Origin of the sequence: Pseudomonas sp. BIC9C (assembly GCF_034541995.1) — a bacterium.
Lineage (GTDB): Bacteria > Pseudomonadota > Gammaproteobacteria > Pseudomonadales > Pseudomonadaceae > Aquipseudomonas > Aquipseudomonas fluorescens_CC.
Genome location: NZ_JAWDGM010000006.1, coordinates 386,380 through 405,004 on the forward strand (window position 1 = coordinate 386,380; position 18,625 = coordinate 405,004).

The window sequence follows — 18,625 nt, forward strand, 5'->3', positions numbered from 1 at the left end:
GTCGCGGCCCCCTAGAATGCCCTGATGCGCGATGATCTCTCCCTTCTGCTGAACTCTCTCAACGATGCCCAACGCCAGGCCGTAGCGGCCCCCGTGGGTCGTCAGTTGGTCCTGGCCGGTGCTGGTTCCGGTAAAACCCGAGTGCTGGTGCACCGTATCGCCTGGTTGATCCAGGTCGAAAACGCCTCGCCCCACTCCATCCTGTCGGTGACCTTCACCAACAAGGCTGCTGCCGAGATGCGCCAGCGCATTGAGCAGTTGATGGGTATCAACCCGGCCGGCATGTGGGTTGGCACTTTCCACGGCCTGGCGCACCGCTTGTTGCGGGCGCACTGGCAGGAAGCGGGCTTAAGCCAGACTTTCCAGATTCTCGACAGCGACGACCAGCAACGGCTGGTCAAGCGGGTGATCCGTGAGCTCGGTCTGGACGAACAGCGCTGGCCGGCCCGTCAGGCCCAGTGGTTCATCAACGGACAGAAAGACGAAGGTCTGCGTCCGCAACACATTCAAGCCAGCGGCGACCTGTTCCTGGCGACCATGCGCGGCATCTACGAAGCCTACGAGGCCGCCTGCCTGCGCGCGGGTGTCATCGACTTCTCCGAATTGCTGCTGCGCGCCCTCGATCTGTGGCGCGATCACCCAGGCCTGCTCGCGCACTATCAAAAGCGCTTCCGGCACATCCTGGTGGACGAGTTCCAGGACACCAACGCCGTGCAGTACGCCTGGTTGCGCCTGCTGGCCAAGGGTGGCGACAGCCTGATGGTGGTGGGCGACGATGACCAGTCGATCTACGGCTGGCGCGGCGCGAAAATCGAGAACATCTACCAGTATTCCGAAGACTTCCCGGACGCCGAGACCATTCGCCTGGAGCAAAACTATCGCTCCACCGCCGGTATCCTGAAGGCAGCCAACGCCTTGATCGCCAACAACACCGGGCGCCTGGGCAAAGAGCTGTGGACAGACGGCGGCGACGGCGAAGCAATCAACCTGTACGCCGCCTTCAACGAACACGACGAAGCACGCTACGTTGTCGAAACCATCGAAAGTGCGCTGAAAACCGGCTTGTCTCGAAGCGATATTGCGATTCTGTACCGCTCCAATGCCCAATCGCGGGTTCTGGAAGAGGCCTTGCTGCGCGAGCGCATTCCCTACCGTATCTATGGCGGTCAGCGCTTCTTCGAACGCGCCGAAATCAAGAACGCCATGGCTTACCTGCGGTTGCTCGAAGGACGGGGCAACGACGCCGCGCTGGAACGGGTCATTAACGTGCCGGCCCGTGGCATCGGCGAGAAAACCGTCGAAGCGATCCGCGACCATGCGCGCCACAGCGATGTGTCGATGTGGGAAGCGATGCGCCAACTGGTGGCCAACAAAGGCCTGACAGGCCGTGCGGCCGGTGCCCTTGGCGCCTTTATCGAGCTGATCGAGAACCTCGCCGCCAAGTGCATGGAAATGCCGCTGCACCTGATGACCCAGACCGTCATCGAGCAGTCGGGGCTGATCGCCTATCACGAAGCGGAAAAAGGCGAGAAAGGCCAGGCCCGGGTGGAAAACCTTGAGGAACTGGTCAGCGCCGCGCGCAACTTCGAAAACAGCGAAGAAGACGAAGACCTGACGCCGCTCGCGGCCTTCCTCGGTCATGCGTCGCTGGAAGCCGGCGATACCCAGGCCGACGAGCACGAAGACAGCATTCAATTGATGACCCTGCACAGCGCCAAGGGCCTGGAATTCCCTTACGTGTTCCTGGTGGGCATGGAGGAAGGCCTGTTCCCGCACAAGATGAGCCTGGAAGAACCCGGCCGCCTTGAGGAAGAGCGTCGTCTGGCCTATGTCGGCATCACCCGGGCCATGCAGAATTTGGTGATGACCTACGCCGAAACCCGCCGCCTGTACGGCAGCGAGACCTACAACAAGGTGTCGCGTTTCGTACGCGAGGTGCCGAAAGGCCTGATTCAGGAAGTGCGCTTGTCCAACAGCGTCAGCCGTCCGTTCGGTGGCAACCAGTCAATGAGTGGCAGCAACCTGTTCAGCGGCAGCGCGATTCCTGAAACCGGCTTCAGCCTGGGCCAGACTGTGCGCCACTCGATCTTCGGTGACGGCGTGATCCTCAACTTCGAAGGCGCCGGGGCTCAGGCCCGGGTGCAGGTGAACTTCAGTGAAGGCAGCAAGTGGCTGATGCTGGGTTATGCCAAGCTGGAAGCGATCTAAAGCTCGTCGAAGGATCAATGTGGGAGCGGGCTTGCTCGCGAATACGGTGGGTCAGTCTCTATTGAGGTTGCCTGACATTCCGCTTTCGCGAGCAAGCCCGCTCCCACAAGGTTTTGTGTAGTCTCCAGTTTCATGTAAGCGATCAAGGAACCGTCATGGGCTCGGGCTTTTTTTCTTCCTGGACATTCTGGGCCCTGTTATCGGCGGCGTTCGCGGCGATGACTGCCATTTTCGCGAAAGTCGGCATCGAAAACGTCAATTCCGACTTCGCCACCCTGCTACGTACAATAGTGGTACTGGTCAGCCTGGCCTTGATTTTGTACGCCACGGGCCAATATCAGTCATTGGGATCGATCTCTGCGAAGAGTTATCTGTTCCTGTTGTTGTCGGGCCTGGCCACCGGTGCATCGTGGATCTGCTATTTCCGTGCACTCAAGGTCGGTCCGGCCTCACTGGTCGCTCCGGTGGACAAACTCAGCGTGGTGCTGGTCGCCATACTGGGCGTGGTTCTGCTGGGAGAAAAACTCGACCTGCGCCAATGGGGCGGAATCGGTCTGATCACGGCCGGGGTCGTCATGCTGGCGCTGCGACGCTAGGTGAACCTCCTACAAAACTTATCCACTCATCTGACATATCAAAGTCCAAAGGCCCTATTGCGCTGACTGAAGCTGAACACGACCTGTCAGGCAAAAGCCCGAAACACTCTGCCGCTAGCCAGTAACACTTCAGCTGTGCAACATGGCGCGCGTGCCTTCCACAAATGGGAATTCCCTTTATGAAACGTTTTCTTAGCATCGCCATGGCGTTGTGCATCGGCCTGACGATGAGTCTCGACGTCAATGCCGCCAAGCGCTTCGGTGGTGGCAAAAGCGCAGGCGCTGCGCCGACGCACCAGACCAGCCAGATGGCTCCTTCTTCTCCAGGCATGGGCGGCGCCGCGGCGACCGCTGGTGCTGCCGGTGCCGCTGGCGCCGCTGCCAAGGCCGGTGGCGCTTCGCGCTGGCTCGGCCCTCTGGCCGGTATCGCCGCCGGTGGCCTGCTGGCATCCATGTTCATGGGTGGCGGCTTCCAGGGCATGCAGATCTTCGACATCCTGATCATGGCCGTCATTGCGTTCCTGGTCTTCCGCTTTATCGCCGCCCGTCGTCGCAAGCAGCAGGAGCATTACGCTCCGGCCGGCCATGCGCCGATGCAGCGTGAAGTGTTCGAACAGAAGCCTGCCGGCGGTTCGATCTTCGGTGGTTCGGCTGCACCCGTTGCCGCTCGTCCGGTGATCAATGCTCCAGCCTGGTTCAACGAAAGGAACTTCGTCGAAGCGGCACGCAATCACTTCCAGTCCCTGCAACAGCACTGGGACGCCAACGAAATGGACAAGATCGCCGAATTCGTCACTCCGCAAATGCTGGAGTTCCTCAAGCGCGAACGTACCGACCTGGGCGACGGTTTCCAGTCCACCTACATTGATAACCTCAATGTACAACTGGACGGTGTGGACGATCGCGCCGACAAGACCATCGCCACCCTGACCTTCACTGGCGTATCGAAAACCTCGCGTTTCGACCAGGGCGAAGTCTTCAGCGAAAGCTGGAACATGGAACGCGCCCAGGGCGAAAACCAGCCTTGGCTGGTGGCCGGTATCCGCCAGAACGGCTGATCACCCTCCGCGTTTCACTTGTTGTAAACAAACCCCAGCCCCGGCTGGGGTTTTCTATTTCGCGGTTGCATCTATAGCGAGCTACTGTATAAACCGCCCCATATAAACCGCGCCATACAAGCAAGAGGATCCCGGACGTGGAAGAAATCATCGAACAACTGCGTGAAGCCAACGAACCGGTACCGGTCCCCTTGGAGTTGCCCGACGAAGATCAACTGGTAGAGGTCGAAGAAGAACTCTTCATCAACATTCCGTTCGTCTTCAAGGAATTCCTGCTGACCGTCAGCGATGTGGTTTACGGCAGCCTTGAACCCGTGACCGTCACTGACCCGCAATCGCATACCTACCTGCCCGATGTGGCCGCAAATGCCTGGGATGCTGGCGTACCACGCGATCTGATCCCGATTTGCCAGGACGGTGACAATTACTACTGCGTCGAAGAGGACGGCACGGTGGTGCTGTGGTCGGGCGAAGAAGAGCTGATCACCGAGGAGTCCTGGGAGTCCGTATGGCACTGGGCACGGGACGTCTGGCTGGAAAGCTGATCCAGTCAACGCTGCAAGGTGGTCAATGCCCGGACGACTCTTTGTGATTGTCGAGGGTTTCCAGCAACGCCACCTGCATCCGCGTGTGCACGCGAATGAACCAGCGCCACAGCAGCGCCGCCACGGCGGCCGCGACCACGGCGATCAGTACCAGCAACTTGTTGGTCGGCAGAATACTGGCCGACAAGGCTGCCAGCAGTAAAAAGATCACCAGCAGCGACAGGATCGGGATCACTTCGGCGATCACCCGGCGCACTCGCTGCGTGTGGCGCCCGGCCATCTCCGGCTTCACGCCCATTTCCGCCAGCAACATCGACAGTGCTTTGAGCTTGCGGTACGCCGCAATCAAAAAAGGCAGCGACAACAACAACAACAACGCCCCGCCCCAGATCAATGCCTTCTGCCAGCTCGGATCGCTGATCCAGCCTTGCAGGTAAGCCGACATGCGTTCGGCGAAGAACGCACCCGAGAAGAAGATCGCGATCACCAATGCCAGGTTGACCCCAACCTGTAGCAAAATCCTTCTGATCATCGACGCCAGCAACGCCCCCTCACCCTGAGGCTGGATGCTGCGCAGCCATTCGCCATACATCCCCAACACCCTCCCCAGGCGTTCCGGCATGGCGCCCGCGAGCTTGATCGACAATGGATCAGCTGCGCGGATCAGATAAGGCGTCAGCAAGGTCGTGATCACCGATACCGCCACAACCACGGGGTACAAAAAGTTACTGGTGACCTGCAACGTCATGCCCAGTGCCGCAATGATGAAAGAGAATTCGCCAATCTGTGAAAGACCCATCCCGACTCGCAGCGAAGTGCGCCCGTCATTGCCGGCGATAAACGCACCCAGGCCACAGGACAACATCTTGCCGAGCACCACGGCTACGGAGATTACGGCGATTGGCCAGGCGTATTGAAGCAGGATCGCCGGATCGAGCATCAGCCCGATGGCCACAAAGAAAATCGCACTGAAAAGATCGCGAACCGGCTCAATCAAGCGCTCGATTTTCAGCAGTTGCCGGGATTCAGCCATGATCGCGCCGATCAGGAACGCCCCGAGAACCATGCTGTATTCAAGCTTGACCACCAGCAGGCAAAAGCCAAAACACAGGCCCAGCACGGTAATCAGCAGCATTTCGTTGCTCTCGAATCTGGCCACGTAGGCCAGCAACCGCGGCACCATCAAAATACCGATGACCAATGCGACGATCATGAACAGCGACAATTTACCGACTGTAGAAAACACTTCGCCGGAGCTGACCGTACCGCTGACGGCGATGCTGGACAGTAGCGCGATGATGCCGATGCCCAGAATGTCTTCGACGATCAGCACACCGAATATCAGCTGTGCAAATCGCTCGTTCTTCAACTTCAGATCGTTGAGCGCCTTGACGATGATGGTGGTCGAGGAAATCGCCAGGATCGCGCCGAGGAACAGTGAATCCATGGTGTTCCAGTCGAACCAGCGACCAATCTCGTAGCCGATCCAGATCATCAACACGATTTCCAGGAACGCCGCGATGAATGCCGTGGCACCGACCTTGAACAACTTGCGCAGGCTGAACTCCAGGCCCAGGCAGAACATCAGGAATATCACGCCGAGTTCGGCCAGGGTCTTGATGGTTTGTTCGTCATGGATCAGGCCGAATGGCGGGGTGTGCGGGCCAATGATGAAGCCGGCGACAATGTATCCCAGCACCACCGGTTGTTTCAGACGATGGAAAACCACGGTTACCACACCTGCGATCAACATGATCACTGCCAGATCCTGAATGAAACTGATGGCATGCATGGTGTGAGACTCCCTGGATGGCATTGCTCGATCCCCGGACGCAGGAAAAGTCTGATCGAGCAGAACAAAAATCTGGATTGCGCGTAGGAAATGCCCTTGAGGCAGAGCTTTTTTGCAGGGTAACACCGCGACTTCTGGCAGAAAGGCGGTGCAATATATGGAAACAGATCGATCCGGCGTGACGGCGACTCCGCACCCGGCGTCCCGATAACTGTTGGTTTGAAAAAACCGCTGAGGCACCCGCAGAGGTGCATCCCTCAAACCTGGCCTTGACCCGTGAGAATGCTATGGAACCCGGAAACGCCCAGCTGTCGATGACGGTATTGATGACCCCTGACATGGCCAACTTCTCTGGCAATGTTCACGGCGGCACCCTGCTCAAATACCTCGACGAAGTGGCCTACGCCTGCGCCAGCCGTTATGCCGGCCGCTATGTGGTGACTCTGTCGGTGGACCAGGTCATTTTCCGTGAGCCGATCCATGTCGGCGAACTGGTGACCTTTCTCGCCTCGGTCAACTACACCGGTAATACCTCCATGGAGGTGGGTATCAAAGTGGTGACCGAGAACATCCGCGAGCGCTCGGTGCGTCACACCAACAGTTGCTTCTTCACCATGGTTGCGGTGGATGACCAGCGTAAACCTGCATCGGTACCACCGCTGCAACCGCAGAACAGCGAAGACAAGCGCCGCTATATGCAGGCCCAGCAGCGCCGGCAGATTCGCCAGGAACTGGAAAAGCGCTATCAGGAAATCAAGGGCGACGCTTGAGGCAGGCCGTTCTTTAGCGACCTTCAGACCGCTATCGCGAGCAGGCTCGCTCCCACAAGGTTAGCGCTATGCCTGTGGGAGCGAACCTGCTCGCGATTGGGGCAGCGCTGAATCAGAGGCTGATCGAGGTTGCCTCGAACCGTACCCGCGGATGGGCAATCCGGTCCTGAGCCCGAACCAGTTCCAACTCGTAGCTGGCACACGCCTGGGTTTCCAGCAGCACTTCATGCACTGCCGACGCCGCGAACTCGAACGCGGCTACCAGGCTGTCTCCCAACAGCACACGCGCCAGGAACAACCCGGACGTCAGATCGCCCACACCCACCGGTTGACGTGGAAACGCCAGCAACGGGCGCTGCAAATGCCAGCTGCCTTCGGCCGTCACCAGCAGCATTTCGAAGACCTCTGCCGGTTTACCGGGGTAGTCCAGATGCTTGACCAGCACCGCTTTCGGGCCGCGCGCCAACAATGCACGCGCCATGGCCAGGCAATCGAACAGCGATTGCGGCTTGCGCCCGGAGAAGCTGTCCAGCTCCAGCTGGTTCGGGCACATGAAGTCCGCCACGGCGGCGGCCTCTTCCAGCAGAAAATCACTGACTTCCGCCGGAACACTGCAGCCCTTCTCCGGATGCCCCATGACCGGGTCACACAGGTACAGCGCCTTGGGATTCATCGACTTGATCCGCGCCACCCCCGTCAGGATCGCCCGGCCCTGGGCCGCACTGCCGAGGTAACCGGAGAGCACCGCATCGCAGTTGCCCAACTCGCCAATCGCCGCGATGCCTTCGACCAGATCCGGTATCTGCTGCGGTGCCAGCACTTCACCGGCCCACTGACCGTACTGGGTGTGATTGGAGAACTGCACGGTGTTGAGCGGCCAGACATTCACCCCGACCCGTTGCATCGGGAAAACCGCGGCACTGTTGCCGGCGTGACCAAATACCACATGGGACTGGATAGCGAGCAAATGCGGTGTACGTTTCATGCGGTGGATTTCCGTAAAACGATTGAAATTCTAGCCGCGCAGTATGCGACTAAACGCAGCCTGTACGACAGACCAGCGACGCAGTTAAGCTGACACTATCTTGTTGGAGCACCCTGTGATGCTGACCCTTGGAAATATATTCGTGCTGATGCTTTTCGCCACTGCCGGCGCATGGCTTTGGCACAACCACGGCTTGCGCGAGCGCGCGCTGGAGCGGGTCAAACAGCATTGCAGCAAACTCGGGATCGAATTGCTGGACGGCAACGTGGCCTTGAAAAGAATCGCGTTCATCAGGGATGCCAGTGGTCGGCGACGCCTGGCCCGCGTGTACAACTTCGAATTCACCGTGACCGGTGAAACCCGCCACAACGGCACCATCACCCAGTTCGGCGCTCACAGCGCACAGATTGAGCTGGCGCCCTACCCGGTTCCATTCGACGAAACCGAACCTCCGGTCGAGGTGGTGAAACCTCGCGCTGAAGTGATCGAGCTGAGCCAGTGGCGTCAGGAACATACCAAGTGGCGACCTTGAGCCATTAACCCGGTTCGGATCGACACGCTGCCAGCTCACTCTGCAGTTTTTCTGAATTCTGCGGCTCACTGAAAATCAGCTCGATACGCGAATCCTGCCGCCATTCACTGGGCCGCCAGTCCAGCACCGAGTTATCCACCGCATTCACCGAGACCCACCCTTCGACACTGTGGATAACCAGCTTCGCCCGCCTCCAGCCAAGGCTTTCAAGCCAGCGGCAGACCAGGGCGGCATCAAACACCTGGCTCGAATGCCAGCGCCACCCGATGCTCCAGCCACCGTCCTGCTCCTGACTCAAGCAGATGGGCAACGCGTGATCGGTCCAGACGGCCGGCAACTGCGCCAATCCCTTGGGTACGACGAAGTTATCCACACCTTCCAGCGCCTTGGCTTTCAGCCCGGGCAACTCGCTCAAGGGTAAAACCGCCTGTTGCGTCCAGTACAGAGGAACCGGAGGCAATAGTTCGGCAACTCGCTGGCGACTTTCTTCTTCGAGACCTTCAGATTTGTTCAACAGTAACAATCCCGCATGGCTCAGCGCTTGCTGTTGCGCCTGCGGCAGCGGTTTGCCAGCCGCAAGTGCCCGGGCGTCCAGCACCAGCACACAAGGCTGAACAGCCAACACGCCTTGCCACGGCGCTTCGCTCAATTGCCTGAGCAACTGTGCAGGATGCCCCAGCCCTGAGGGCTCGATGAACAGCCGATCCGGCTGTGCCTTGCGCAACAAACGCCCAAGACCAATCTGAAACGGTGCACCGTTGACGCAACACAAGCAGCCCCCGGCCACTTCGCCCAGTGCGATACCATCGACGTCCCGGGTCAGGAGCGCAGCGTCGAGACCGATCTGGCCAAACTCGTTGATCAACACTGCCCACCGCTCGCCAGCCGGACGCTGGGCCAGCAGGTGTTTGATCAGGCTGGTCTTGCCGGCGCCCAACGGGCCGGCAATGACATGAGTGGGGATGTTCTGCAGCATGGTCGATGATTTCTAAGGAGGTAATGGATGCGGTTGATTGGCTTGTCGTTGCTCCTGGCACTCGTTTCAGGCGAGGCGCTGGCCCAGGCTTGTGTGGTTCACAGCCAGGCCGAACGACTTGATGTCCAGGTTTGCCAGCAGAACCGCAACATCCCGCCAAAACTCTTCGCCGATGGCTTCTGCCAGCCGAACCTGGCGGGGCAGAAAGTCGAGGTGCAGTATGTCGATAAATGCCCCGGCAGCGCATTTAGTATCTGCAGCAACGCCCAAGTCGCCAATATGCCCTACCGACAGGATATTCACTATTACGGCGTTGCCACTGACGCGGCGTATTTACAGCCGTACTGCGAGACCCGAAGCCAGGGCACCTGGCTCAAGCCTTGAAGCCCCCATAGAGGATCAGGCAGCCTCTTCGTACCAGGGGCCGAATGGATCAGGCAGCAAACCCCAGCCCTCAACGCCCAGCGCCATTTCCTCATCGGTCAGCAGGCAGGCGTCCAGTTCGGCCGTGAGCTGCGTGAAGTCGATGTTCTGGCCGATGAATACCAGTTCCTGGCGACAGTCCCCGCTGTCGGCGGTCCAGTTTTTCATGATCCCGGCGGTACTTTCCGCGTCCTGCGGCCATTGGTTTTTCGGTACGAAACGCCACCAGCGCCCGGCAAAACCATAGCGCATTAAGCCACCGGCCTGGGACCAGCTGCCGGCGTCCATGTGTTTGCTCGCCAGCCAGAAAAAGCCCTTGGAGCGCAGCAGCTTGCCGTTGTCCCAGGGACCGTCGATGAAGCTGAAGAACCGCCGTGGGTGGAACGGCCGCCGAGCCCGGTAAGCGCTGGACGCAATGCCGTACTCTTCGGTTTCCGGCACGTGTTCGCCGCGCAGTTCCTGCAACCATCCCGGTGCCTGGGCCGCCTTTTCGAAGTCGAAACGACCGGTGTTGAGAATTTTGTTCAAGGGGATTTCGCCCATCGCCATCGGAATGATTTCCGCCCGGGCGTTGAGCCGTTCAAGTATGGCGATCAGTTCCTCGCGTTGGTGACTGCTGATCAAGTCGACCTTGCTGAGCAAAATCACATCGGCGAACTCGACCTGCTCAATCAGCAGATCGGTAATCGAACGCTCGTCTTCTTCCCCAAGCGTTTCGCCTCGGGAGGCAAGGCTTTCGGCAGCCTGGTAATCGAGTAGGAAGTTCATGCCATCGACCACCGTGACCATGGTGTCCAGACGCGCAATGTCGTTGAGGCTCTGGCCGTCTTCATCGCGGAAGGTGAAGGTTTCCGCCACCGGCTGCGGTTCGGAAATACCGGTGGACTCGATCAACAGATAGTCGAAGCGCCCCTCCTTGGCGAGCTGACTCACTTCCTCCAGCAAATCTTCACGTAACGTACAGCAAATACACCCGTTACTCATTTCCACCAACCGTTCTTCAGCCCGATTAAGGCTGACATCGCGCTGGACTTCGGTGCCATCGACGTTGATTTCGCTCATATCGTTGACGATGACCGCAACCCGCAACCCATCGCGATTACGTAGTATGTAATTAAGAAGTGTACTTTTTCCGGCACCAAGAAAGCCGGAGAGAACGGTCACGGGGAGTCGATTGGACATCTGCATATTCCTCACAGGGATGCCCGGTCGCTGTGTCGGGCTTACATAATGTTATACTGTAACAACGCAAATAAACTATCCCCTCTTGCTCAACAGAGCAAAGGACAGGATGCTGAACGCCGCTCCCCTCGTGAGAAAGCTCATGCGCAACGCCCTTAAACCCGCATTGATCATGCTGTCCCTGCTGGTGGCTGCCGACGCGCTGGCCCAGGTCCCGAGCCTGGCCAGGTGCACCAGTAGCGCCAACCTGCTGGCCTGCGTGGATGCGGATGGCAACGCCTACAGCGTCAACACCGCTGGAAGCACGATCTATCTGCGTGGGTTCGAAACCGCCGGAAAACGCTATTGGGCGCAGACCAACAGCCGCTACGGCCAGCTTACGTTCTTCACTGGTATCGCTTCCGATGGCGAGGCCTGGGTTGGCTACAACCAGCGCGTCGGCTGGACCACGATCAACCGGTTTTCCAGCTCCGGCGGCAGCAGCGCCAAGTTCACCTGCAGTCGGATCGCTGGCTGTTAGGCCTGCCTGCTCCACGCGTTTCTGATGCAACGTGGTGATACCCGCCAGGCTGCCAAGTACGGTACTGCCCAGGGCCAACTGACTGAAATCACCGCCGAGGCTGGCGCCACTGAGGTCGATGAAGGCCCGCTCATGAAAAAGGCATCGTCGACTTAATTGTTATGATATAACATATCAAATCAACTCCCACGATGGACCTGCTCATGAATGCGCTGACTCTGCCGGATATCGCCGCGCAGGCCTCACGCCAAGCCCTGCCACTGGAGTGGGTGGGCATGTGCGGCATTGCTCTTCCTTTTTTGTTTGATGGCCAACGATTGAATGCAAAGGCCGATGCCGGCGTGAGCCTCGACGATGGCAATGCGCGCGGCATTCACATGTCACGGCTCTATCTGGCGCTTGAGTTGTTGGAGCAGGAAAGCCTTTCACCGGCTTTAATGCGGCGGGTTTTGCAGCGCTTTCTTGAGAGCCACGAAGGGCTGTCCAGCAGCGCTCACTTAACCATTCACGCCGACGTGCTGCTGAAAAGGCCGGCGCTGATCAGCCCATTGGCAGGCTGGAAAAGCTATCCGGCGAGCATCGAAGCGCGGTTGAAAAACGCGATGTTCCACGTGGAACTAAAAATCGACCTGCCTTATTCCTCAACCTGTCCGTGTTCTGCGGCCCTTTCTCGACAGCTGATTCAGCAGCAATTCGTCGATGATTTCGCCAACAAACCGCTGCAACACGCAGACGTTTTAGCGTGGCTCGGTTCCACAAACGGCATCGTCGCCACACCTCACAGCCAACGCAGCAGCGCAACTTTACGCATACGGCTGGCTGATTTCCTGGATGAGTTGCCTCTGATCGCCGTCATCAACGACGCCGAAGCCGCACTCGGCACCGCCGTTCAAACAGCGGTAAAGCGCGCTGACGAACAAGCCTTCGCCCTGGCCAACGGTCAGAACCTGATGTTCTGCGAAGACGCCGCACGCCGTTTGAATCTGGCCCTGAAACGTTCCGCGGGCATCAATGCCTTCCACATTCGTGTGATCCACGCCGAAAGCCTCCATGCCCATGACGCCGTAGCCGAAAGCCGATTCAACTGGGAGGCCCCATGATTGGTTGCCACGCCTTGCGCTGGGGTGCGCCGGGACAGCCACTCACGCCAGCGCTGGACTTCGAACTGCCGGAGGGCAGCCTGACCGCCATCATCGGTGCGAACGGGTCCGGTAAAAGCAGCCTGTTAAAGGTCATCGCTGGCCTGCAGCAACCCTTGGCCGGAAAGGTACGTCTGGGTGTTCCACGCAGGGGCGGTGTGTCGTTCCTGCCTCAGCAACAACAGCTGGACAGGCAATTCCCGATCAGCCTTCAGGCATTGGTCGCCGCCGGTTTCTGGGGCAACAGACAATCAGCGGAAGTCCGCAGCCAACGACTGGAAGCCGTCCTCGAAAACTGGTGCCTGAACGGCCTCGAAGATCGCCCCTTGATGGCCCTCTCCGGCGGTGAATTACAACGCGCCCTGCTCGCCCGATTAAGCCTGACCGAAGCGCCCTTGCTGTTGCTCGATGAACCCCACGCGGCCCTCGATGAACTCGGCCAGGCATTGCTCTGGAAACACATGCATCAGTGGCACCTCGAAGGCCGGACGCAGGTGGTCGTGTGCCACGACCTCGCCGCGGTCCGCGAGCACATCCCACACACATTGCTGATCAAAAGCAGCGGTTGTGTATTCGGCCCGAGCGCCGAACTGATCCGCCAACAACCTCAATCGCAGGTGGCCTGATGATCGCTGCAGCGCATCTCTGGCAACCGTTCCACGAGTTCGTGTTCATGCGTCGGGCGCTGCTCGGTGGTTTGGTCCTGGCATGCAGCACGGCGCCTTTGGGGGTGTTCCTGATCCTCAGGCGCATGAGCCTGATCGGCGATGCCGTCGCCCACGGCATCCTCCCCGGTGCGGCGCTGGGTTTCTGGTTTGCCGGGTTGAGCCTTCCGGCATTGACCATCGGCGGCCTCGGAGCCGGCCTGAGTATGGCGGGCCTCGCTGCCTGGATTACCCGACGCACCGGCTTGCGAGAGGACGCCAGCCTCGCGGCGATTTACCCGATTTCCCTGGCCAGTGGCGTACTGATTCTCGGCATCGCCGGCAAACGCCTGGACCTGTTGCACCTGCTGTTTGGCTCGGCACTGGCGGTCGATGGGCCCACCTTGAGCGGCATGCTTTGGGTCTCGGGCCTGAGTCTGATGGCCATGGCATTGATCTACAGACCACTGCTGCTCGACACCCTGGACCCGCTTTTTCTGCAAACCGTCAGCCGACTCGGGCCACTGGCCCACGGCGTGTTCCTGACGCTGGTGGTGTTGAATCTGGTCATCGGTTTCCAGGCAATCGGCGCGTTGATGGTGGTCGGTTTGATGATGTTGCCTGCCGCTGCGGCACGTTTCTGGAGTCGCCGCTTGCCAGTACTGATCGTCATCGCCGCGTTGCTCGGAAGCCTCTCGGTGTGGCTCGGTCTGTTGATCTCGTTCTACTACTCGCTGCCCAGTGGCCCGGCAATCGTGTTGGTCGCAGGCGCCGGGTATCTGTTGTCCGTGGTGTTCGGACCGGTGCACGGCTTGCTGCGCCGCCCGCCTTTGCTCACATCCCAATGAGGTGCCAATCGATGCGCGCTTTACTCGTACTGTTCTGTTTGATGGGGTCGATGTCGCTGTCTGCCGCCGAGAAACTTCAGGTGGTCACCAGCTTCAGCATCCTTGCCGACATGACCCGTCAGGTCGGCAAGGATCATATCCAGATCACCAACATGGTCGGCCCGGACGCGGATGCCCACACGTACGAGCCGACACCGGACGACGCCAAAGCGCTGCTCAAGGCCAGGCTCATCATCAAGAACGGCCTCGGTTTCGAGCCTTGGCTGGATCGCCTGGTGACCAGTACCGAGACCCGGGCGCCGGTCATCAGCGCGAGCCACGGAGTCATACCGCGGAGCCTGGATGAAGACGGCGAAACCGTTCCCGACCCGCATGCCTGGCATAACCTGGCGAACACCGAACTGTATATCGCCAACATCACCAAGGCGCTGATCGCCGCTGACCCGGCGAACGCCGCCGACTATGAGCGCAACAGCCAGGCGTACCTGAAACAGGTCTACGCCCTGCTCGCCGAAGCCAAGGCCAAACTCGGCTCACTGCCACCGGGCAACCGCAAGATCGTGACGTCCCATGACGCCTTCGGTTATCTCGGCCAAGCCTACGGCATCGAGTTCATGGCGCCTCAAGGCCTGTCCACTGAGCGCGAACCTTCGGCCGCCGAAGTGGCGGCACTGATCACCCAGATTCGTCTGGCCAAGGTCAAGGCGGTGTTCATGGAAAACATCAAGGACGCCCGCCTGCTCAAGCAGATCGCCGATGAAAGCGGCGCGCAGATCGGCGGCACGCTGTACTCCGATGCCCTTGCCGCGAGCGGTCCGGCCAGCACCTTCACCGGGTTGTTCGTATACAACCTCAACACCCTGTACAACGCGCTGAGCAAACCATGATCCGCAAGAATCCTTCCGGCGATTTACCGCTGATTGCCGAGTCGGCCTACGTCGACAAAACGGCAATCATCTGCGGCAAAGTGGTGATCGGCGAGAACGTGTTCGTCGGCCCCTATGCCGTGATCCGCGCTGATGAAGTCGATGACTCAGGTGACATGCTGCCGATCACCATCGGCGCCAACTCGAACATCCAGGACGGCGTGGTGATCCACTCCAAATCCGGTGCGGCGGTGACCATCGGCGAATTCAGTTCCATCGCCCACCGCTCGATCGTGCATGGCCCCTGCACCGTCGGCAATCGAGTGTTCATCGGCTTCAACAGCGTGCTGTTCAACTGCGTGGTCGGTGACGGTTGCGTGGTACGGCACAACTCGGTGGTTGATGGGCGTGACCTGCCTGCAGCCTTTTACGTGCCTTCCACCACCCGGATCGGTCCCAACACCGACCTCTCGCAGTATCCGCCGGTGAGCGTCAGTGCTTCGGAGTTTTCCGAAGACGTGGCGCGCACCAACGTCGATCTGGTACGTGGCTACAAAGCCCTGCAAAACGAGTTCTGACCATGAGCAGCGTGTTGATTCGCAATGCCCGGCTGGTGAACGAAGGCCATGAGTTCGAGGGCGATCTGCTGGTGAGCAACGGCCGTATCGTGAAAATCGCCGGTAGCATCCACGATGAAAACGCCAACGTGGAAATCGATGCCAAGGGCCAATGGCTGCTACCCGGCATGATCGATGATCAGGTGCATTTTCGTGATCCCGGCGCGCCCGACAAGGGCAGCATCTTCACCGAGTCCCGGGCTGCGGTGGCGGGAGGCATCACCAGCTTCATGGACATGCCGAACACCTGCCCACCGACCCTGACCCTAGAGGCACTGGCCGACAAGAAGCGCCACGCGGCGATCAACTCCGTGGCCAACTACGGCTTTCATTTCGGCGTGAGCAACGACAATCTCGACATCGTCGCCGCGCTCAAGCCCTGCGAAGTGGCCGGGGTGAAAGTGTTCATGGGCGCCTCCACCGGCAATATGCTGGTGGACGATCCGCGCATTCTCGAACGGCTATTCGCCGACGTGCCGACCCTGTTACTGGCCCACTGCGAACACACGCCCAGCATTGAATCCAATGCCGCCAAACTCAGGGAACACCTTGGCGAGTCTGCTCCACCCGCCGTTCATCCACTGATCCGCGATGCCGAGGCGTGCTTTCGCTCATCATCAATGGCGATCGACCTGGCGAGAAAGCATGGCACCCGCCTGCACGTCCTGCACCTGACAACGGCTCGGGAACTGGCCTTGTTCGAAGACAAACCACTGCCCCACAAACGCATCACCGCTGAAGTCTGCCTGCATCATCTGCTGTTCGATGACCGCGACTATCCTGACCTGGGCAACCTGATCAAATGCAACCCGGCGATCAAGACACAAGCTGACCGCGATGCCTTGCGCCAGGCACTGTCGAGCAACCGGCTGGACATCATTGGCAGCGACCACGCGCCGCACACCTGGTCGGAAAAGCAGCAGCCTTACTGGCGGGCACCGTCCGGTCTGCCGCTGGTGCAACATGCGTTGCCCGCGTTGCTGGAGCTGGTCGCGGAGCAGATTTTGCCGATCACCACGCTCGTGGCTAAAACCAGCCACCGTGTCGCCGATCTATTCGCCATTCCCGATCGCGGTTATCTTCGAGAAGGCTATTGCAGATCTGGTGCTGATCAAGCCCGAACCGGGCGGCGTTGCCGTTTCCACGCAACCTGTCCTGTCGCAATGCGGCTGGACACCCTTCGCCCGCCGGAGCTTTCGGCACAGCGTCAGCACCACGATCGTGTCGGGGCAACTGGCCTGGCACGACAAACGTCTTAATGACAGCTGCCAGGGTTTGCCCCTACGGTTTATGCGATAACGCTCGCTAGAAGCACCTGAGTACGCCGACCATGATCCAGATCACCCTGCCCGATGGTTCATTGCGTGAGTACGACCAGCCGCTGTCGGTACACGAGGTGGCCGCCAGCATCGGCCCCGAACTGGCCAGCGCGGCCGTAGCGGGCCGAGTCAATGGTGTACTGGTGGACTGCGAATACATGATCGAGGCGGATGCCCGGGTCAGCATTGTCACCCCTCGGGAACCGGACGGCCTGGAGATCCTGCGCCGCTCCTGTGCATTGATGCTGGCCATGGCGGTCAAGCAACTGCACCCCCATGCGCAAATGCGCGCGGGCAAGGAATTGGGTGACGGTTTCTTTTACGAGTTTACAGTCGAGCGACCGCTGACCCCGGCAGACCTGCCCCTCATCGAAGCGCGCATGCAATCGCTGGCCGCGACCAATCACTCGATCCGTCGTCGGCTACCGCGAGAAGCAATGTCGCTGTACCGCCTGGGAGACACCGAATACCAGAGCCATGGACCGCATGTCCCCACCACCAAAGTCTTGCAGGCCTTTGCCCTCGATCACATCAGCGGCACGTTGCAACAACGGATCTACGGCACCTGCTGGTCCAGTCACCAGGAACTGCAACACTGGCGCGTTCCACCCTCCGTGGTCGTCGTGAGCATGGATGACCGTCAGGCGAGTTATGCACAAGCAGTGACCGAATCCTTGCGCCAACGGGGCGTGCGTGCCAAGGCCGACCTGCGTAACGAAAAGGTCGGCTACAAGATTCGCCAGCACAGCCAGACCGTGCCGTACCTGGTGGTGGTTGGCGAAAAAGAGCAGGCAGGGGGGTTTGTCAGTGTGCGCAGTCGCACGGGGGAGGATTTTGGCCGGATGGCCGTCGAGGCGGCGTGTGAATGGTTGAGTCGGCCCGGGATTTAGGCAGGCTGTGGGGACGCTTTCGCAAGCAGGCTCGCTCCCACAGTGATTGTGTGTCGATCACCAATCCCCTGTGGGAGCAGCCTGCTCGCGAAGCTTTTAAGCTCTTGGCTTCACTGTGCCGCAATCCTGCCCCAACCAGACGGCGCGGGATTCGAGACTGCCTTTCTGCTGAATGCCGGTGGCGTTGAAAGTCCCGTTGACCTTGGTGGTGAATTCGCGATCACTGACGAATGTCGCCACGCCCGCACCCTGGGCTCTCGGGCAGCTGAAGCGGAATTTCCACTGATTGCCGGAACGGTCGGTGATTTCCTGCTTGCAGCCCGACTGCGGATCGGTCAGCGGAATGTTATCGGTCTTGACCTGCTCCGGGGTCAGGCACGCCCGGATCCCTTTGCCCCCCATGGTGATGCCCTGCTTTTCCAGCTGTGCGCGCTGCTCAGGGGTCATCTGGCTCTGAAGCTGACCGAGGATCAATTGCAGGTCCGGCATATTCTGCTCATCGACCTTCATGTTGCTCGTGGTCAACTCCCACAATCCTGGCTGCAGCATTTGCGCGTGAGCCGCAACAGGAAGTGCCAACCCAAATGCCATGGCCAAACCCAGCAGACGAACGTTCATCGAGTAACTCCTGATCAGTAGTGGCCGTTAGACGTCGGCCACGCGGTTCGGTTCATGGGCCAATTAATTAGCGACATTCTGCACGGAACATGGTCTG

General features: G+C 59.6%; 20 protein-coding genes and 1 pseudogene. 16 read left to right on the top strand and 5 right to left on the bottom strand.

Annotation, left to right across the window (positions count from 1 at the left end):
• Window positions 1-24: 24 nt before the first annotated feature.
• The 4 genes from uvrD (at window position 25) to RS887_RS25415 (ending at window position 4,407) form a co-directional block, all read left to right on the top strand.
• Window positions 25-2,208, top strand: a complete 2,184-nt coding sequence (gene uvrD, locus RS887_RS25400) for a DNA helicase II (RefSeq protein ID WP_322617532.1) — start codon at window positions 25-27, stop codon at window positions 2,206-2,208.
• 155 nt (window positions 2,209-2,363) lie between these two features.
• Window positions 2,364-2,804, top strand: coding sequence for an EamA family transporter (locus RS887_RS25405; RefSeq protein ID WP_007989639.1), 441 nt, complete (start codon window positions 2,364-2,366; stop codon window positions 2,802-2,804).
• Between the two features lie 179 nt (window positions 2,805-2,983).
• On the top strand, window positions 2,984-3,862 hold the full coding sequence (locus RS887_RS25410; RefSeq protein ID WP_322617533.1) for a Tim44 domain-containing protein: 879 nt from the start codon (window positions 2,984-2,986) through the stop codon (window positions 3,860-3,862).
• A 137-nt stretch (window positions 3,863-3,999) separates the two neighbouring features.
• Window positions 4,000-4,407 carry an SMI1/KNR4 family protein gene (locus RS887_RS25415; RefSeq protein WP_007995855.1) on the top strand — a complete coding sequence of 136 codons (408 nt, stop codon included), beginning with the start codon at window positions 4,000-4,002 and terminating at the stop codon, window positions 4,405-4,407.
• A 22-nt stretch (window positions 4,408-4,429) separates the two neighbouring features.
• On the opposite strand, the gene RS887_RS25420 is transcribed toward RS887_RS25415, so the two are convergent.
• On the bottom strand, window positions 4,430-6,199 hold the full coding sequence (locus RS887_RS25420; protein ID WP_322617534.1) for a cation:proton antiporter: 1,770 nt from the start codon (window positions 6,197-6,199) through the stop codon (window positions 4,430-4,432).
• Between the two features lie 287 nt (window positions 6,200-6,486).
• Here RS887_RS25420 and RS887_RS25425 point away from each other — a divergent pair, with 287 nt between their 5' ends.
• Complete coding sequence (locus tag RS887_RS25425; protein WP_007934430.1) at window positions 6,487-6,969, top strand: acyl-CoA thioesterase; 483 nt, start codon at window positions 6,487-6,489, stop codon at window positions 6,967-6,969.
• 112 nt (window positions 6,970-7,081) lie between these two features.
• Here RS887_RS25425 and pdxY read toward each other — a convergent pair whose 3' ends face one another.
• Window positions 7,082-7,954, bottom strand: a complete 873-nt coding sequence (gene pdxY / locus RS887_RS25430) for a pyridoxal kinase PdxY (RefSeq protein ID WP_322617535.1) — start codon at window positions 7,952-7,954, stop codon at window positions 7,082-7,084.
• 118 nt (window positions 7,955-8,072) lie between these two features.
• On the opposite strand from pdxY, the gene RS887_RS25435 reads away from it, so the two are divergent.
• Window positions 8,073-8,486, top strand: coding sequence for a DUF3301 domain-containing protein (locus RS887_RS25435; RefSeq protein ID WP_085716156.1), 414 nt, complete (start codon window positions 8,073-8,075; stop codon window positions 8,484-8,486).
• Between the two features lie 4 nt (window positions 8,487-8,490).
• Here the strand turns inward: RS887_RS25435 and RS887_RS25440 are convergent, their stop codons facing one another.
• Entirely contained in the window at window positions 8,491-9,462 is a 972-nt protein-coding gene (locus tag RS887_RS25440) for a CobW family GTP-binding protein (protein ID WP_322617536.1), read from the bottom strand.
• Window positions 9,463-9,489: 27 nt separating this feature from the next.
• Here RS887_RS25440 and RS887_RS25445 point away from each other — a divergent pair, with 27 nt between their 5' ends.
• The gene (locus RS887_RS25445; protein ID WP_322617537.1) at window positions 9,490-9,846 is read left to right on the top strand and encodes an NADH:ubiquinone oxidoreductase; all 357 of its coding nucleotides are present in this window, start codon (window positions 9,490-9,492) and stop codon (window positions 9,844-9,846) included.
• A 15-nt stretch (window positions 9,847-9,861) separates the two neighbouring features.
• Here RS887_RS25445 and zigA read toward each other — a convergent pair whose 3' ends face one another.
• Window positions 9,862-11,067, bottom strand: a complete 1,206-nt coding sequence (gene zigA / locus RS887_RS25450) for a zinc metallochaperone GTPase ZigA (RefSeq protein ID WP_322617538.1) — start codon at window positions 11,065-11,067, stop codon at window positions 9,862-9,864.
• A 142-nt stretch (window positions 11,068-11,209) separates the two neighbouring features.
• Between zigA and RS887_RS25455 the strand changes: the two genes are divergently transcribed.
• From RS887_RS25455 to RS887_RS25495, 9 genes and pseudogenes are all read left to right on the top strand, one after another.
• Complete coding sequence (locus RS887_RS25455) at window positions 11,210-11,587, top strand: glutamine synthetase (RefSeq protein ID WP_322617539.1); 378 nt, start codon at window positions 11,210-11,212, stop codon at window positions 11,585-11,587.
• Window positions 11,588-11,611: 24 nt separating this feature from the next.
• On the top strand, window positions 11,612-11,743 hold the full coding sequence (locus tag RS887_RS25460) for a hypothetical protein (protein ID WP_322617540.1): 132 nt from the start codon (window positions 11,612-11,614) through the stop codon (window positions 11,741-11,743).
• Window positions 11,744-11,790: 47 nt separating this feature from the next.
• A complete protein-coding gene (gene folE2, locus RS887_RS25465) occupies window positions 11,791-12,687 on the top strand; it encodes a GTP cyclohydrolase FolE2 (protein WP_322617541.1) in 897 nt (298 codons plus the stop codon).
• On the top strand, window positions 12,684-13,352 hold the full coding sequence (locus RS887_RS25470) for a metal ABC transporter ATP-binding protein (RefSeq protein ID WP_322617542.1): 669 nt from the start codon (window positions 12,684-12,686) through the stop codon (window positions 13,350-13,352). Before folE2 ends, RS887_RS25470 begins: the two co-directional genes overlap by 4 nt.
• On the top strand, window positions 13,352-14,218 hold the full coding sequence (locus tag RS887_RS25475; protein ID WP_322617543.1) for a metal ABC transporter permease: 867 nt from the start codon (window positions 13,352-13,354) through the stop codon (window positions 14,216-14,218). The genes RS887_RS25470 and RS887_RS25475 overlap by 1 nt, the downstream gene beginning before the upstream one ends.
• An 11-nt stretch (window positions 14,219-14,229) precedes the next feature.
• Window positions 14,230-15,105 carry a metal ABC transporter substrate-binding protein gene (locus RS887_RS25480; protein ID WP_322617544.1) on the top strand — a complete coding sequence of 292 codons (876 nt, stop codon included), beginning with the start codon at window positions 14,230-14,232 and terminating at the stop codon, window positions 15,103-15,105.
• Complete coding sequence (locus RS887_RS25485; protein WP_322617545.1) at window positions 15,102-15,662, top strand: carbonate dehydratase; 561 nt, start codon at window positions 15,102-15,104, stop codon at window positions 15,660-15,662. The genes RS887_RS25480 and RS887_RS25485 overlap by 4 nt, the downstream gene beginning before the upstream one ends.
• Window positions 15,663-15,664: 2 nt before the next feature.
• A pseudogene (locus tag RS887_RS25490) lies at window positions 15,665-17,000 on the top strand (dihydroorotase).
• Between the two features lie 31 nt (window positions 17,001-17,031).
• The gene (locus RS887_RS25495) at window positions 17,032-17,910 is read left to right on the top strand and encodes a His/Gly/Thr/Pro-type tRNA ligase C-terminal domain-containing protein (protein WP_322617546.1); all 879 of its coding nucleotides are present in this window, start codon (window positions 17,032-17,034) and stop codon (window positions 17,908-17,910) included.
• Window positions 17,911-18,006: 96 nt separating this feature from the next.
• Here the strand turns inward: RS887_RS25495 and RS887_RS25500 are convergent, their stop codons facing one another.
• Entirely contained in the window at window positions 18,007-18,528 is a 522-nt protein-coding gene (locus RS887_RS25500) for a DUF3617 domain-containing protein (RefSeq protein ID WP_085716144.1), read from the bottom strand.
• Window positions 18,529-18,625 lie beyond the last annotated feature (97 nt).